Annotated in this window: 10 protein-coding genes; 4 read left to right on the forward strand and 6 right to left on the reverse strand. The window is 54.1% G+C overall.

Annotation, left to right across the window (positions count from 1 at the left end; translation table 11 throughout):
- Positions 1-135 precede the first annotated feature (135 nt).
- Positions 136-426: a hypothetical protein gene (locus tag QMO62_RS19030; RefSeq protein WP_284643340.1), complete on the forward strand. Its 291-nt coding sequence runs from the start codon at positions 136-138 to the stop codon at positions 424-426.
- Between the two features lie 380 nt (positions 427-806).
- Here QMO62_RS19030 and QMO62_RS19035 read toward each other — a convergent pair whose 3' ends face one another.
- From QMO62_RS19035 to QMO62_RS19055, 5 genes are all read right to left on the reverse strand, one after another.
- The gene (locus tag QMO62_RS19035) at positions 807-1,958 is read right to left on the reverse strand and encodes an MBOAT family O-acyltransferase (protein ID WP_284643342.1); all 1,152 of its coding nucleotides are present in this window, start codon (positions 1,956-1,958) and stop codon (positions 807-809) included.
- Between the two features lie 78 nt (positions 1,959-2,036).
- A complete protein-coding gene (locus tag QMO62_RS19040; RefSeq protein ID WP_284643344.1) occupies positions 2,037-2,933 on the reverse strand; it encodes a hypothetical protein in 897 nt (298 codons plus the stop codon).
- A 22-nt stretch (positions 2,934-2,955) separates the two neighbouring features.
- The gene (locus QMO62_RS19045; RefSeq protein WP_284643346.1) at positions 2,956-4,152 is read right to left on the reverse strand and encodes a class-II aminoacyl-tRNA synthetase family protein; all 1,197 of its coding nucleotides are present in this window, start codon (positions 4,150-4,152) and stop codon (positions 2,956-2,958) included.
- A gap of 6 nt (positions 4,153-4,158) precedes the next feature.
- The gene (locus QMO62_RS19050; RefSeq protein WP_284643348.1) at positions 4,159-4,416 is read right to left on the reverse strand and encodes an acyl carrier protein; all 258 of its coding nucleotides are present in this window, start codon (positions 4,414-4,416) and stop codon (positions 4,159-4,161) included.
- Between the two features lie 67 nt (positions 4,417-4,483).
- Positions 4,484-7,801: an FG-GAP repeat domain-containing protein gene (locus tag QMO62_RS19055; protein ID WP_284643350.1), complete on the reverse strand. Its 3,318-nt coding sequence runs from the start codon at positions 7,799-7,801 to the stop codon at positions 4,484-4,486.
- Between the two features lie 191 nt (positions 7,802-7,992).
- Here QMO62_RS19055 and QMO62_RS19060 point away from each other — a divergent pair, with 191 nt between their 5' ends.
- A complete protein-coding gene (locus QMO62_RS19060) occupies positions 7,993-8,673 on the forward strand; it encodes a hypothetical protein (RefSeq protein WP_284643352.1) in 681 nt (226 codons plus the stop codon).
- 53 nt (positions 8,674-8,726) lie between these two features.
- On the opposite strand, the gene QMO62_RS19065 is transcribed toward QMO62_RS19060, so the two are convergent.
- Positions 8,727-10,229 (reverse strand): GGDEF domain-containing protein, encoded by a 1,503-nt coding sequence (locus tag QMO62_RS19065; RefSeq protein WP_284643354.1) that lies wholly within the window; start codon positions 10,227-10,229, stop codon positions 8,727-8,729.
- Between the two features lie 151 nt (positions 10,230-10,380).
- On the opposite strand from QMO62_RS19065, the gene QMO62_RS19070 reads away from it, so the two are divergent.
- Both QMO62_RS19070 and QMO62_RS19075 read left to right on the forward strand, forming a co-directional pair.
- The gene (locus QMO62_RS19070) at positions 10,381-12,894 is read left to right on the forward strand and encodes a U32 family peptidase (RefSeq protein ID WP_284643356.1); all 2,514 of its coding nucleotides are present in this window, start codon (positions 10,381-10,383) and stop codon (positions 12,892-12,894) included.
- A gap of 289 nt (positions 12,895-13,183) precedes the next feature.
- Positions 13,184-16,486 carry an S-layer homology domain-containing protein gene (locus tag QMO62_RS19075; RefSeq protein ID WP_284643359.1) on the forward strand — a complete coding sequence of 1,101 codons (3,303 nt, stop codon included), beginning with the start codon at positions 13,184-13,186 and terminating at the stop codon, positions 16,484-16,486.
- The last annotated feature ends 55 nt before the right edge of the window (positions 16,487-16,541 follow it).

Here is a 16,541-nt window from a genome sequence, read left to right on the forward strand (position 1 = left end):
CGATGGTAAATTAAAAAAAGATCTTTCGACATAACCTCTCGACACCGTTCCTGTTTCTTTTTGATACGCATCGTATACAATAAGCTTGCAAATCGGAAATATGTGGTAAACTTTTTAAAGAGAGGGCGGATCGAATTGAATCTAAGGGAGACTCATATTGTAGAAACGGTATCCGGCAGTTGGCTTCGCTTTCCGAACAGCTTTAAAAAGTTTCATTGTCTGGTTGAACTCACGAGCCAGATCTCACTCAACATTAACATCAAGTCGGGCAGCGTTCAGGTACATAAGAGGGATGCGAACAATGTGTACCAACCTATCGGGGAGCTATTCATCTCCTCATCAGGCAATCAGCTTCAGTGCTCGGTTTCATCACACGGCTATGCCGACCGAATGGAAATGTTGATGGATAAGTCGGACGCGAGTTAGAAGGGGATTCCCTATCCACAGAAAGGCAGCATTTCGGTTGTATTTTAGGCCGGGGAGGCTGCTTTTTTAATGGACGGGAAGCAGGGTCCAGGCGATGTGTTGGGAGCTTATCCCCATGGCTCAGTACGAATGGTTACAGGGGGGGGGGAATGAAACAATACTTCTTCCTCCTTCACGGCACGGGAAATTCGAGAAAACGGTCATCGTGTGCTGCCGAAAGTTTCATAGGGACTGAGCGCTGGGGATAAGGCTTAGAAGCTGCGAACAGACACCGCCCTCTGGACCAGAGGACCTGAGCATTCGGGATACGATCCATAAGCAAAAAGCAGCGGTTGCTCCCCCCTTATGGGGATCCGAGGAGCAACCGCTGCTTTATTACATCAGAACGGCCAGTTCAACAAGCCGCGATAAATTTTCACTACAACCTCAGGGCTGCCGCCATAGACGATAACAGCTGCGGTTACGAACAATTGCGTTAAGGCGCAGCGCGCGTAGAAACAGCCTTTGGAAACCTTTTTCTTGTTGACAATGGTTTTGCCCAGAAGGTTCTCCAAAGCAAGCAGCATCCCGTGATACACGCCCCAGAGCAGGTACAGCCACGAGAAGCCGTGCCAAAGGCCGATTAGAACCATGATCAGCACCGACAAGCCGGCGGCCGTCCATTTGCTCGGCGTTTGGCGGGAGAAGAACATGAAGATATGATCGCGGAACCAATCGCCTAGCGTAGCGTGCCAGTTGCGCCAATATTGCGTGAGCGTAGGAGACTGGAACGGCTTCTTAAAGTTCTCCGGGATATTGTAGCCGAACAAGCGGCCGAAGCCGATGGCGATATCCGAATAACCGGAAAAATCGAAATAGATGAGTGCGTAGAACCACACCATTAAAAACAAGGATTCGTGCGTGTGCAGCTCCTGACCGGATAATTTGGTAAACACATCGGTCATCCAGGTGACGAGCACGATTTTTTTGAACATCCCGAGAATAATGCGTTTGACGCCTTCCTCTACCTGCGCTGCGTTAACCTGATAGGGCTGCTTGGTATCCGCCATAAAATCGCGGAACTTCAGAATCGGTCCGGAAGTAAAGGTCGGTACGAATAAAATATAATTGAAATAATCGATGACCTTCGCTTCGCCGTCCTTACCGAAGAAATAAGCGAAGTAGAGCGCGTCAATCACCTTCAGCACGTTATAGATAAGTCCAAGCGTGATCACCGCGTCCAACACCGGGTGCGTAAACTCTTCCATGAAGAGAATCCGCAATCCGCAGACGATTGCTATATTCAAACCGATCAGAAGGATGAACCAGCCCTGCCGAAAACGGGAGGTGCGGCACAGCATCAGGAACGCCAGGTAATTCAGCGCCGTGTAGGCGAGGTAGAAAACAAAGAGCTTTTGACTGAAGATGACGAGAAAGCCGAGATTGAACGCGAGCAGCAGGTAGCGCTTATTCGGGGTCCACCAGCGGGTGAGGCCGAGCAGCAGCGACATGCCGATCATCGCCAGCACGGCGTTCATATTTAAATACCACATATTAGAACCCCTCGTAAATGAATAAGCCCTTGCCGGTAAAATAAATGAGCACCATGATCAGCATGGCGAGATAAACGATCACTTCGAGGACTTTGCGAGCGATGCGAGCCATGCGTCCACCTCCTTCGTGAATACGGGAGCGCCCTCTTGACGGCTTAGGTGCACCAGGTCATGAAAATACTTGGGATCGTAGGCGGTCAACAAGTCCAGTACGGGCACTCCGGAAGCCTTCAGTCTTGCATTTACGTCCTCCTGCAGCCCTGACATGTAGCGAGGAAGAGGGTATGCGCGATTCCAAGGCATCCAAATCACACGCATGGCAATGTTGTTTGTCCGGCAGTACTCGGTAATCCATTGTAGAGCTTCGACGTCTTCCTTGTACTGGGGCTGAGCGCTCCAGCCGAATCTCTCCTCGTACTCGTCCCACTTCTTCTTCAGCTCCTCATCGGTCTTTCGGCCGAAGTACAGCTCCTTATCAATCCAGCGAGGCTCATACTCAAGGCTCATCTTAAGCGCAAGATTCTTCACAAGCTCCGTACCGCTGTCGCGGAAATAATCCCGATAGGCATAGACATAAGGCTGGTACCAAGGCTTAAACCATGGGTAGGTCGGATCCGTCGGCAGCACGTTAAGCATCGTATGCACGTCAATCCCGATCACAAGCTCGTCCTCTACGCGGAAGCGCTGCTGCTCGAGAATGGCTTTCAGATCGGTAGGTCTGCCATAGGACAAGCCCATTTCCATCAGCTTGGACTTCGAGTCTTGCTCGATGTAAGCGCCAGTGACGGCCGAATTGCCGAAGAATACCGGACCGTGATCCTGCCAGCCGTGGTGGTATAAGGTTTTAGTAAAATCGTTCTTATAAAAACGCCGCGACGTGACCATCGGATCCCAGTAAGCAAGGGCGAGATCCGACAGCACGAATGCGGCTAAGAGTAGAAGCACAAAGCTGTTTTTACGTAAAAAAGCGACCATGGCTGCAGACGTCCTACGCTTTCTAGAGTGACTTCTGCTGCCACGCATGGTATTGCTCCCGGAAAGCGGCAGGCCAATTCGACTCGTCCAAGCCGTACTGAGAGAGGAAGGCGAATGCCCAGCGTTCGATCCCGAAGCCGACACAGCCCGTTACGGCGTTGCGCTTGCCCATTTTGATATTAAAGGCGTTACCGAAGGTATTGCTGTGGAAATTGACCGAGCTGCAGGCGATCGACTTATCGATATAAGGAATGGTCAGGCGAAGCTCGTACTTCATTTCTTGGTTTCGCTGGAATGAAGCCTTGACCTGGAAGTCGTTCGTAAAGAACGGATCGTTCGCGATCTCCAGCATGCTGTCCACGTTCCATTCCACGGCGAGCTCCTTCAGGTACTCGATGGCACGCAGGCGGTTCTCCTTCACGAAATCCGGCTTGCCGACAAAAATAATCTCGCGCATGCTGAAATCGAGCAAACGCCCGAAGTCCGTATGGTTGCGGGATTCGAAGCGATGGCATTTGGAGATGGCGGTTACGATGACGCCTTCCCCTTCCAGAATCTCGTTCTGTAATCCCTCGTAGCAGTGATAGCAGGTTGAAGGGTTCATCGTGAACCGTGGCTTTGCCAGGTTAGCGTCCTGATCCAACGGCGCCTCGTCCTTCCAGCCGCCGATGTCGCGGATCGATTGACTGAAGGCTTCAATGACATCAAGATCCTCGCGAAGATGCGACAAGAAGTGGATATGCTCAGGGAATGAGGTGAAATGATTCGTTTTGTTCAATGTTTCCGCATGAATCACCGCAGGGTAATGCTCTTCCTTCATACCCTCGAAGCGCCCGCCTATCTTGGTGACGAACGAGTAATCCAGAAAACGCATCAAGCTGGAGAACGGTTCCCGGAAAATAAAAAGGCCCGGCTCCAGCACCTTGATGATTTTGCGCTCGGTGAGCTCCGCGATGATATCCTGATTGTACGGCGTCGCTGTGCGATGCTTGAACAGGATGTTCTCTTTAAAGCCGAAATCGCCTTGCGAGAAACGGTCGATCAGCTTGCGCACGCGCTCGGCGATCGCCTCGTTTCCTTTGGGGGATTCGTGGCGGATATGAATGCTTCCGTTCTCAAGACGAATGTCTTGGATCCGCTCATCGATGAAGGCCGCAGCGTATTTCAGCTGTCCGTGCTGGCTGGCCGCCAGACCTTCCAAGGATACTACACATTCCATGAGAGATTACCTCGCAGTCTTTTGGTGAATGAATTGCGCGATTTCGCGTACGGTGTTCATGGGATACAGCATCAAGTCCTGATTGGTTACTTGAATACCGTAGGTTTTTTCGATGTGAGCGATGAGCGCGGTAGCACCGATGGAATCAATATAGCCGTAGTCAAAAAGGTGAACGTCCGTACTGAAATCGTCATCGTCCTCTTCGATTTCGTAACGGCTCTTGATATGAGCTTCCAATTGGTCGATGAGCTCTTGTAGTGACATAGTACAGCTCCTCCTTCTGGATTAGGGCGTGACATGGAAGCGGGACGGCCGGAAGCCGTCCTCGCAGTTAAGGCATGGTCATGGTGATGGTCGTTCTATCGCCAAAATGGGTGATCGTATAGGTGTTTTGCTGCTTGTCCTGCTCCACCGTCATCCCGTCGGGACCTTCAAACTGAAGAGGCGCAGAACTGTAAAGCTTGACCTGCTGCATGCCCGGCGCGTTAAGCTCGAGCGTCCAGCGGTTCTTCTGAGCGTTAAGCTTGTACGGCACATTCACACGAATCAGATGCATATCCGAGGCTTGCTCGGCCTGCTGTTCGAAGCTGACCAAGGTGGAAGCGCCAGCGGCTGCTCCCAAGTACAGCTTGCCTGCCTTCGTATCATGCACCTCGGCGTTAGTGGCCGCCGTCCGGCCCATATAGAAGCCTCCGGGATCTACGACGAGTCCCAGCGTTCCTTTGTATTCCGCCGCCTGATCCGGCACGCGGCTTGTGTCCTGCCGGATCAGGAAGCTTGGGCTAGTCGGTAGATGGAGCGCTTTTTTGATACGGTCGGCGAGGACCGTGCCCCAGGACCGGTACACCTCCACCTTCGTGGTAAGTGTGTTCAAGAAGGAGCGGGCCATCTGCTGCTCCGTCATAAAATTATAATCGTGCGTGTCGCGGAGCTTGTCCAGGTACCGCACGAATTCGAGGAGATTCTCCGGGTGTGCGATCGTCTGGTACTCCACGTGCTCAAAATAATCGATCGGCAGGTCCAGTGCGGTGTACGTTTCGAACAGATCCTCCGTCGAGTACATCGGCTGCTTCTGCCGGGTACGGAGCACGGGAGCGGGCGTATGCAGCAGCATCGGCTGCTGCAGCTCGGGCAGCCCCTCGCTGTCGGTCATAAGAAACGGCAGGCTGACATCATACTCGAATCCCAACCGCGGGTCGTTCGGTGCATAGGGCGAACGGAATCCGAAGTTGAACCAGATATCCGCTTCCCGTTCATTACGCAGCGTCTGGAGGCGGTCCGGATGGCTGATCCGCCAAGTATGCTGATTCGTACCGGTCATTCTCCACGGAATCCCGAGCTTCTCGAATGCCTCTCGATGCAGCGCGATCTCCTGTTTCTCCTGCTCATTGCTTGTATAGTTATGAACAAATATATGCGGGTACAGCTCAAGGTAATGCTCCTTGGTGTACCGGATAAATTCGTTTAGCTGCTCCTTCAAAGGGAACTGCGGGTGATCGATCGGCATCGCCAGTCCGAATTCGAGCTGGCCCACGATCAGATCGTCCTTGCCGTCAGCGTTCACATCGTACCATAGCGGTACGGAATTGTGCCCGCCGACGAGCGCATGGCTGCCGAGCTGGTTCATGCTCGCGCCCTGCAGTGTGCCGGCCTCGCGGAAATCGCCTTGGGCGGTCTGCAGGTACACCCGCAGGTCGCCCTCGAGATTGCCGACCACGAGGTCGGCCCGCCCATCGCCGTCCATATCGCGGACGGACGGCGCCGCAAACGGCGCAGGCACCCTCACGAGAGGGGTGCCCGCCAACCAGGCCAGCGCACCGGAGGTGCTCCGCTGGCCCTTGTACAGCGTCACCTGGCCGCCGCCATCCCCGACCACTAGGTCGGGGATGCCGTCTCCGGTGACGTCGCCGACAGCCGCCGCTACGGGACCGGCGGCGCGTATGGGCTGCCCGCCTGCCCGAAGGGGCGCGGGCTTGCTGTAGCGGCCGCCGGCTTCGCCGTAGGCGGCCAGCAGCGTGCCGTCGGCCGACCCGATGATCAGGTCGGGTCGGCCGTCGGCGTTCAGGTCGTACGCCGCGACGCTGGCGTACGAGCCTACGGCAAGCGGCGTGCCGTCCGTTTGCCGCAGGGGCTCGGGCGCGCCGAAGACGAACGGCGGCGCCTGGATGCCGGCTGGCAGCGGCTGGCCTTCGTACGCGGCGGCACTTGTGCCCGCGTTCATATAGGCCTGCAGGCTGCCGTCGCCGGAGCCGACGATCAGGTCGGCGCGACCGTCGCCGTTCAAGTCTGCCAGCGCGGGGTACGCGCGGTACGGCAGCTCGATGCGATCGCCCAGCGAGCGGTAGGTCGGATACGGCGCAAGCCGCAGAGGACCGTCCGTCGTCATCAGCCGCAGGCCGCTGGAGTAATGCGAGCTCGGCGATTCTCCGGCGAAAGCCGGAGCGGCCTGCGTTCCCGTGTTGAGATGCACGGCGACGCCTTCAACCCATTGCCCCCAGCGAAAGGCGGAGCGGACGAGAGAGAAGGAGGGAATTTGCTGGTACTCCCGAAGCATCTCGGCCCAGCGGATGCCCTCTCCGTCGCGAATCGCTTCCCACGCCTCAAAATGATTCTGATGCGCCATCGCCGGACGGCCATAAGGGCCGAGCACCTTCTTCACGCTGTAGCCGTACAGCTCCTTCGCCACGAAAGCGGCGTATTCGCTGCGGAATAGGGCGCTCTCAGCGGCGAAGGTGAAATGGAAGAACGGCTCTACCGGCAGCTGGGATCGATCGAAATAAAGCGCCCCCTGCACCGGCCCTTTTGCCGTGTTCTTCACCGCGGCGTACCGGTCGAAGCCGAGCTTCGGATCCATGCCCCCGGCCAAGTCATAACCGGTCGGGAAATAGCGGTTCGGCAGCAGCGTGCCGCTGAGGAACACGGTGCCCTTGCCGAAGCGGTTCAGCGAGTAGAGGGCGATATCCGTCCCCTTTAGGGTCATGAGCGGCTGAGCCGTGGAAGGAATCATGCCCTTCCCCCAGGAAAAATGCTTCCATGAATTTTCCGTATCATGCTTCACTAGATGGTCCGCGGCGCTAATGAGAAGCTCCTGCAACGAGCGCAGATTGACCGCAGGCTCGGGGAACGTAAAGAAGATCCCGGCGTCCGGCCGGAGCTCCTTGCCTTCCGTTCCGGCTGCGGTGCCGCTCTGCTGCGCATTAAGGCGAGCTGCCGTAAGCGGACCTTCGTCGGGAGCTTTCACATCGACGATCGCCTGTGCGCCGAGGAATTCCGCAGGAAAATCTGCGGCGAATGTGTTTTCAAGGAACAAATGCCCGCCCTTCGCTACGTAACCCTCAAGCAGCTTCTGCTGCGCTTCGGTTAAACGCTCATGGAGGGACGGGTCCAAGTAGATGCTATGATAGGTCTGAAGACGTTTCTCCGTAAGCTCTTGATCCCATGCCCGGCGCTCCAGCTCGAGGTTCGCAACCAGCGATTGCTGCAGCTGCCCATAGGCGGCTGTATCGAAGCTCGTCTCCGAAGTCAAGTACAGCATGCGCACGGATAGCTTTTTCTCCGCTATAAGCAGCAGGGCAAGGACTGATGCGAGAAGCAGCAGTCCGATCAGAACGAGAACCCGGGAGGCCTTGCGGTGCCTGATCCGTTTCAAAAAAATCCCTCAATTATAGCTTGGTTGGACTACCTTGCCATTATAGCACGGATAGCAGGCTTTGTTAACTTTTGTCGAGCCTTGGACACGAACTTGACACCCGGCTGTCCCAAACGGTAAACTATTATTATCAAAAATGATAATATTGAATGAGGACAAATCATCTCCATTTGAAAGGAGTCCCTTTTCCTATGAAAGACATATCTCCGGGACAAATCCGATCCATGAAGCGAGGTCTGGTTATCGCCATTCCGCTGCTGCTTGCCGTACCCGCGGCTCTTATCTTCTTATTCCAAGCTCTTGGTTATGCTGTAGAATGGGGTGCCTTCGGACTTGGCGCCGCCGGCTGGGTTATCGCGCTTATGCTGCGCACTCCTGTCATCCTGATTGCACGCAAACTGGGTGAACAGCGCGGGCAAACGCTGGTCGTTCTTTCCTCCGGTCTGATGGAGGAGGGCGTCCGCCTCGTCATGCTGCTGCTGCTTTCCACGGCCTTCTCTTATTCGCTCTCCTTCGGACAGGGCTGGGCGGCTATTGAGGTCATCTATGCGATCGTCTCCGGTATCGCTATGATGTCGCTGTATGAGAAGACCGACGAGAAGGCCATGGAGGCGAAGGAGATGCTCGCGGTGCAGGGGCACAGGCCGACCCATCCGATGTGGGGTGTGCCGGAGCGGGTTTTCGCAAGCTTTTTCCATATCGGGGCTGCGCTTCTGCTGGCGAAATCCGCTTGGTTGGTGCTGCTGCTCATCCCGGTCCACAGCTTCTTCAACCTGTTCATGGTGCGTTTATCCAAGCGGTCGATCGCGCTCGCAGAGCTGTTTATCGCCGTGATCGGCACTTCGCTGCTGCTTTGGGGCTGGTATGCTTAAGGTGAGCGGTTGGCGGCAATAAAAAGGCTGATCCCCTGCCAAGTGCCAAGGGATCAGCCTTCGGTCGTATGATAGACCATGACGCGATTGCGTCCTTCCATTTTTGCCTGATACAGTGCCCGGTCCGCCATCTGAAGCAGTACCTCCTGCGGCATTCCCGCGCCGGGAATCAGCGAAGCTACGCCCAAGCTGACGGTGACATGATCGGCAATCTTGGATGCCGTGTGCGCCATGTGCAGCTGCTCGATCCGTCCCCGGATCCGTTCGGCGGTTTCCTTCGCTACTTGAATTCGTGTATTCGGCAGGATGACCGCAAACTCCTCGCCGCCATATCGAGCCGGCAGGTGGGCGGTTCCCTCCATCATGTCGCGGATGACCGAAGCAATATTCCGCAGCGCGACGTCCCCTACCTGATGACCGTAGGTGTCGTTATACAGCTTGAAGTAGTCCACATCGAAGAACACAAGGGACAGATGCTGTGACCGCTCCGCAGCCGCCAGCCAAACCTCTGCCAAGAACCGGTCGAATCTCCTCCGGTTAGGAATCCCCGTCAGCCCGTCCAGATCGGACAGCTTCTGCAAGGCGTCCATCGCCTCCTGGAGCTTTCGCTCCGTCTGCTTTCGCTCCGTAATATCCCGGAATATGGCCAAATAGGCCGATTCCTCATTGTACTTAATCGGTGAGACGGAAACCTCTACATCCAGCTCATTTCCGCTTAGGGTCAAGTATTTTTGGTCCAGCCGAAGAGCTCCATTCTTTTGTAAAATCAGCCTCCACTGCCTCCGGGCTTCCTTCTGGTGGGACGGGTGGATAAAATCATAAACCGATCTCCCCAGCACTTCTTTAGGGCTTGCCGCGTCAAGGAGCCTCAGTCCCTTATCATTAACAAAAAGGATTTCCTTCTCATTATGCACGAAGGTCGCATCAGGAGAATTTTCGATCAGCTTCCTGTAATTTTCCTCGCTTTCCTGAAGAATCCGGCTGAACTCATTGGCCCGGATCATGGAACGGAAAACATACGCAGTCAGCAGGCCGACGGACAAGGAAGCCGCCCAGTGAGCGCCGATAACAGAAGGAAGCATGGATGTCGCCCCTGTACGCTGAAGTCCTGACCAGATGACGACGGACAAAATGGATTCCGACATGATCAGCAGCCATAAGAAACGGATGAGGCTTACCCCCCTCCTGCCGGCGAACAGCATACAGAGTGCGGCCACCAAAAGCATTCCTGCCCCTGATGCAAGCGAGGAGAAGGTAATACCGTAGAGCCCCATTCTGCCGATGACGACGATCAGCACCGAAATGACGGCTGCCGGCCAGCCTCCATACAGGGCGGCAAGGAGCACGGGGATGTGGCGCAGATCTATGATGACGGTTTCCGTTATACGGATGCTATAGACCATCAACAATATCCCTTGGAGCCCGAACAGTATGCCTGCTACAGCTCGAAGGGCCAAGCCGGTCTGTTCCTGCACAGGCCAGCGTTTGAACGAGTATACAATGATTAGTAGTGATGCTATTAAAAGGGAGGCGTTGGTGATGAAATCCTTTAGCATCGTCAGCTCACCGCGATTCGCGAAAAATATATAGATATATTATTCGTCACGATTTGACAAAATCCTCTTTCCACTCATCTCCAATTCGCGTTGCCAGGCGCCTTCTGGTACACTATATAGAAGAGTACGTTTGAAATCGGAGGAACCTTTCATGCGCGAATTACGCAGATCAGATATAGAGCTGCTGGCTCCGGCCGGCGATTGGGATTGCTTGCGGGCGGCAGTGGCCAATGGCGCCGATGCGGTCTTTTTTGGAGTGGAAAAATTCAATGCTCGCGCCCGTGCGCACAATTTTAAGATGGACGAGCTGCCGGATATCATGTCCTTTCTTCATCTATATGGAGTGAAGGGCTTCCTGACGTTTAACATCCTCGTATTCGAGGAGGAGCTGGAGGACGCCAAGCAGCTGATTGAGGCTTGTATTGACGCCGGGGTCGACGCGGTGATTGTGCAGGATCTGGGATTGGTGCGGATGATCCGCGAGCTGTCGCCGGACTTCCCGATTCACGGCTCCACACAGATGACTATCACCTCGCCGGAGGCGGTGGAGTTCACGAAGCCGTTCGATATAGAGCGGGTTGTTCTGGGCCGGGAAAACAATCTGAAGCAAATCAAGCAAATCGGCGATCAGGCCAAGCTTCCGATGGAGGTGTTCGTGCACGGAGCGCTGTGTGTATCTTATTCGGGCCAGTGTCTGACCTCCGAGATGTGGGGCGGCCGTTCCGCGAACCGCGGGGAATGTGCTCAGGCGTGCCGCTTGCCGTACGACCTCATGGTGGACGGGGTACAGAAGCCGATGGGGGATGTCGCCTATCTGCTGTCGCCGAAGGATTTGGCTGCGCTGGAGCTCGTCCCGGAGCTGATCGAGGCGGGAGTCACCTCCTTCAAAATCGAAGGCCGTTTGAAAAGCCCGGAGTATGTGGCGAACGTAGTAAGCAAATACCGTGCTGCGATTGACCGCTATTTCGACGGGAAGGATGCGAAGCCTACGAAGGAGGAGCTGCGGGAGCTGGAACAAAGCTTCTCCCGCGGATTCACGCACGGCTTCCTGAAGGGGACGAACAACAAGCAGCTGGTGGAGGGAACGTATCCGAAGAGCCGCGGCGTCTTCCTGGGCCGGGTGAAGCAGGTGCTTCGTGACGGCGTGGTCTGTGAGCTCGAGGCGCCCCTGAAGCGCGGAGACGGCATCGTGTTCGATGCGGGCGATCCGACGAAGAAGGAAGAGGGCGGCCGAGTGTATGACCTGCGTCGTAAGGGCGTGAAGCTCGAAGGCGAGGCAGAGGGCGGCGCGATTGAGATCGTACCCGGACGCAACGATGTGAACCTGGGCCGTGTGCATGTGGGCGACCGGATTTGGAAGACCAACGACCCTCATTTGGATAAAAGGCTTCGCCAAACCTACGAAACCGACAAGCCGTACCGCGTGTTCCCAGTGCGGGTGAAGGTGACCGGAACGGCAGGGCAGCCGCTGAAGAGCGTATGGACCGACGTGGAAGCCGGGCACACTGTCGTGATCGAATCGGAGCTGCCGCTGGCTCCTGCCGAGAAGCGTCCGATGGATGCGGCGCTGTTCGAGGAGCAGTTCGGGCGCCTCGGCGGCACCGTGTTTGCGCTGGAGTCGGTCGACGTGCATCTGAACGGCGACCTCATCGTGCCGATGCGCGAGCTGAACGCTATGCGCCGCCGCGCCGCGGAGGAGCTGGAGTCGGCGCGCCGCCGGCCGCGCGCCTACGTGAAGCGCAGCCTCGGGGCGTACGACGACGCCGCGGCTGCTGGGGCGTCCGCGCTGCCTTCGGGCGGCACCGCGCGCTCGGGGCTCACGGCCTTGTGCAGGAGCCTTGAGCAGGTGCAGGCGGCGTGCGAGCGGGACGTTGAACTTATCTATGCCGATTTCGAGTTCATCAAGCAGTTCCCCGCCGCCGTAGACGCTGCCCGCGCTGCGGGCAAACGAATCGCGCTGGCTACGCCGCGGATCCATATGCCCGGCGAGACGGGCTACTTCAAGAACATCCTGAACCTGGCGCCGGACGCGGTTCTGGTGCGCAACACCGGCGCGGTGTACTGGTTCCTGCGGCATTTCGCCGAGAACCCGGAAGCGCGCCGCGAGCTCATCGGCGATTTCTCGCTGAACATCGCCAATCACAAGGCGGCTGCGCTGTTCACCGATGCCGGCCTCGACCGGGTCACGCCGTCGTACGACCTGAACATCCAGCAGATGGTGGATTTGCTGCGCCGTACCGACACGAGCCGTCTCGAGATCGTTATCCACCAGCATCTGCCGATGTTCCATACCGAGCATTGTGTCTATTGCACGTTTATGAGCCCCGGCACGGACTACACGAACTGCGGTCGTCCGTGCGAGGAGCATCGCGTGTCCCTGCAGGACCGCGTAGGCTTCTCCCATCCGGTGCGGGTGGACGAGGGCTGCCGCAATACCGTCTACAACGCCATCGATCAATCGGGGGCCGAGTACCTGGCCCATTTCATGGAGCTTGGCGTGTCGCGGTATCGCGTGGAGTTCCTCGAGGAAACACCGGATAAGGTCCACGAGGTGCTCGGGCTGTACGAGCGCGCCTTGCGCGGCGAGATCAGCGGCACCCAGGTGTGGAAGTCGCTGAAGGCCACCAACCAGCTCGGCGTAACGCGCGGGCAGCTGGTGAAATAGAGATATTATCGGTCATGTGACCAATGAAATGATCCCCCTTCATGTAAGATGGAGGGGGATTTTTTATTCGCATGTATGTCGTTTTTTGTCTTTTTATGTAGAATAATAAATAAAATTTCATTTATAATTTACTTTTTTTATGTAAAATGTGAAAAATCTAATATTCTATCAACGAATTATGTAGTATAATTCGAAACAGTGTCGATGTCCGGGGTGATGCTTAAGACCCAGCGTTGCTTTGGAATACACCATGTTCATTGACAACTATATACAGAGGAGGAAAAGATCCATGCTTTCCAGAGTAACTCGCTCTAAGATCAGCGCGCTGCTTGTATTTGCTCTGCTCCTAAGCACATTGATGCCGGTAATGGCATTCGGCGCTTCGGTTCAGCTCAAGGACGTTGCTGACTCTTACGCGCAGAAGGAAATCCAAGCCTTGGTTGATGCGGGCGTGATTTCCGGTTACGAGGATGGCTCTTTCCAGCCGCGTAAAGCTATGACGCGTGCGGAATTAGCCAAAATCATTGTTTTGTCCCTAGGCCTGAAAGAAAATCCAGACAAAGCGGCTCCGTTCAAAGACGTTGACGCTACAAGCTGGTACCGCGGTTACGTAGGTGCGTTGGTGGAGGCCGGTATTACTCAAGGCACTTCCAGTACAACGTTCTCTCCAAATGCCAATGTTACTCGTGAGGAGCTTGTCGTATTCTTCTTACGCGGATTCGGTTTGGACGAGGCTGCTGCGAAGCTAAAAGCTGATGCTGAGCTGAGCGACCTGAACCAGGTTTCGGACTGGGCGAAGGGACATGTATCCCTTGCTTTCAAAATCGGTTTCGTTAACGGAATCGGGAATGGCGACGGTTCCCTGAAGTTCGCTCCGAAGGAAAATGCCGAGCGTCAAGCCCTTGCTCGTCTGGCTTACGAGTTCAAGACGAACAAGTCGAAGTTTATCGACAAGGCGAAGGCAATCGGTAAAACGGCAGGTGTTGCCGTAGAAGTTCTTGAAATTACGGCTGTTACTGCAGTAAGCAACACTTCCGTTGAAGTAACCTTCAACCAAGAGCTTACTGCCGTTAGCAAGGACGATTTCAAGTTTGACAACAACTTGACCGTTACAAACGCCGAGCTGAAGGCAAGCAACAAAAAGGTTGTTGTCCTGACAACCAGCTCCCAAGCTCTGAACACTACATACAAGCTTAGCTACAAAGGCAAAGACACAGGGAAATCTATTGTCGGTAACCCTGGCGGCACTGGTGGCGGTGGCGGCGGTGCTGCTGCAACAACGCCTGCTCAGACTGATGCCCAAAAAATTAACGCGGGTGGTTCTGTCTCCGGCCCATTAACCGTAGCGTCTTCCGATACATTCGGTCCACAAAGTGGAACAACTACGGTAAATGGCAATTTGTTTGTAGGTACTGGCACTAACATTAACGCTACATTGAGAAATGTAGTTGTTAACGGTACTCTTACGCTGAACCCTGGTAGTGCAGGGGTAGTTTCGCTTCAAAACGTAAACGCAGATAATATTGAAGTTTTATCCGGTGCTCCCACTTCGATCAAGCTGCAGCAAACCGTTGTTAAACAGCTTAGAGTTAACGCTGTAAACAACGGTGGTAAAACGGTTAGGATCGCTGCTCAGGAAGGCACAACGGTAGATAGCGTTGAGGTTAGTTCGGATGCTATCGTGGAATCCGAATCTTCTACAGGAAAACTGTCCAAGATCACTTTAACCTCTGCTGCTTCAGGTAAATCGATTTCCCTTCGCGGCAATATCACTGGGGAGATTACTTCCGAAGCTGCTGACGCCGAGATTAAGCTGGACCCTCCAACCAATGGAAATGGAGCAACAGCTTTAAGCAAGCTGACGCTTAACAAAAATGCCAAAATCATCGCTGGTAACGGCACTACCCTGTCTTCTGTTTATGTTGGTGCACCAAACACCAGTGTATCTTTCCAAGGTCAAGGTACGGTAAGCAACGTTGTAGTTGATGCTAACGCTGGCGATTCTTCGCTTGAATTCAGTGCTGAATCCAACGTTCAAAGCGTTGACGCTGCCGCATCGTTCAAAGTAAAAGGTGACGCAGACAAGATCGTCAATTTGAATGTCAAGACTTCCGGTAATGCTACGGTTTCCGTTGACAATACGGTTCAGCCTTCACAAACGGCTAAGGATAATGCTAAGCAGAAGGCCATCGATGCGATCGATGCAATCGGTCAATTGCCTAACGAGTATTCCAAGGAAGTTGAGACGAAAATCAGCTTTGCTCAAAACAAAGTTAGAATTGCCGAGCAATTTGGAGTTCCTCAAAACCAAATTACAAATTATGCTGCATTGACTCATGCGCTTCAATGGCTTGCTTCCTTCCAACAACCTGGAAATGTAGCTGGTTATCATGTGTTCGGTGACGTATTCCTTGTTAATGGTGCTACTAAAGAAAATGTAACACTGATCGTAACGAACAAGGCAACATCTGCTACTGTAGCTACAGTTACCTACGGACAAGAAGGGGTATTGACTTCTGTTGGTAAAGCAGCTCTTGTCCAAACAGGATCCAATAAGCTGCAGTATTCGGTAGATGTTCCGAACGGTACTTATACTATCAAGCTTATGCATGGTTCTCAGTATGCAAGCAAAGATGTTACAACTAGCAGCACGACTGTAGTTGATTTGCCATATGGCAAGTATTACTCTCAGCAAGTTGGTCCAATTGAGTTGTCGGCTGCTACGAAAGGCTCGGTAACAGGGGTTGTCTACGTTGCTGGAACAACAAATGTTATCAGCGGTGCTACGGTTACAGTAACGGGCACAACTTATACTGCTACTACAGATACAGACGGAAAGTACACCCTCAGCAACCTTCCTGCCGGCGATCACACCCTGGAAGTTTCGAAGAACGGTTATAATTCGTTGACTGGTCAAGTGGTAGCTGTAAGTGCCGGGCAAACTGTAACGCGCAACTTCGAACTGGTTGAAGCTGCAGCTACTACTGGTACAGTAACCGGTTATGTTTACGGGCGTCATGGGGTTGGTTTGCAAAATGGCGTACAAGTGAAGCTTGGCTCCGCTACTGCAACAGCTGACCTTCATGGTAAATTTGTATTTGCCAATGTAACACCTGGATTACACGAGCTTTCTGTGAGCAATCTTGTGAGTATTGGATTTGCCGACTATTCTGCACTAGTGAATGTGACGGTAGGTGCGAATGTTTACAATATTCAGTTAACGGCAGTAACCCAAGCAGTATACTTCAACTATGGTGCAACTGCTTCTGTTGCTAACAGCGTGTATGGAAATCCTGCGAGTGCAGGAAATGGTGCAACTGCTCCTTACAAGATTCCAGCTGGCTTGGAATACATCATCGTAACATTCTCTGAAGATGTCGCTGTCCCAGTAGAGGCGAAAGTAACCTTCAAGACAGTAACAGGCGATGTGTACAGCCAAGGAACTGCTGTTCAGGATGCAGTTTACGTTTCTGTAAGATCGAATCTTGCCTTACAACAAGGACATACCTATGGAGTTGAATTGGCTGGGCTGAAATTCGCCAGCGACAATGTACCGATTTCCACGGTTACGTTCTGGGTATATCAAGAGTAGAGAATAGGGGTCAACCTTAGGGTTGACTCCTTTTTCAGTACAACCTTTTGAAAAG

Origin of the sequence: Paenibacillus silviterrae (genome assembly GCF_030167925.1) — a bacterium.
Taxonomy (GTDB): domain Bacteria; phylum Bacillota; class Bacilli; order Paenibacillales; family NBRC-103111; genus Paenibacillus_G; species Paenibacillus_G silviterrae.

Coding starts and splice junctions, on each gene's coding strand:
- QMO62_RS19065 (WP_284643354.1), bottom strand. CDS start 10,229: ATGCTAAAGGATTTCATCACCAACGCCTCCCTTTTAATAGCATCACTA.
- QMO62_RS19075 (WP_284643359.1), top strand. CDS start 13,184: ATGCTTTCCAGAGTAACTCGCTCTAAGATCAGCGCGCTGCTTGTATTT.
- QMO62_RS19040 (WP_284643344.1), bottom strand. CDS start 2,933: ATGGTCGCTTTTTTACGTAAAAACAGCTTTGTGCTTCTACTCTTAGCC.
- QMO62_RS19060 (WP_284643352.1), top strand. CDS start 7,993: ATGAAAGACATATCTCCGGGACAAATCCGATCCATGAAGCGAGGTCTG.
- QMO62_RS19045 (WP_284643346.1), bottom strand. CDS start 4,152: ATGGAATGTGTAGTATCCTTGGAAGGTCTGGCGGCCAGCCAGCACGGA.
- QMO62_RS19035 (WP_284643342.1), bottom strand. CDS start 1,958: ATGTGGTATTTAAATATGAACGCCGTGCTGGCGATGATCGGCATGTCG.
- QMO62_RS19070 (WP_284643356.1), top strand. CDS start 10,381: ATGCGCGAATTACGCAGATCAGATATAGAGCTGCTGGCTCCGGCCGGC.
- QMO62_RS19050 (WP_284643348.1), bottom strand. CDS start 4,416: ATGTCACTACAAGAGCTCATCGACCAATTGGAAGCTCATATCAAGAGC.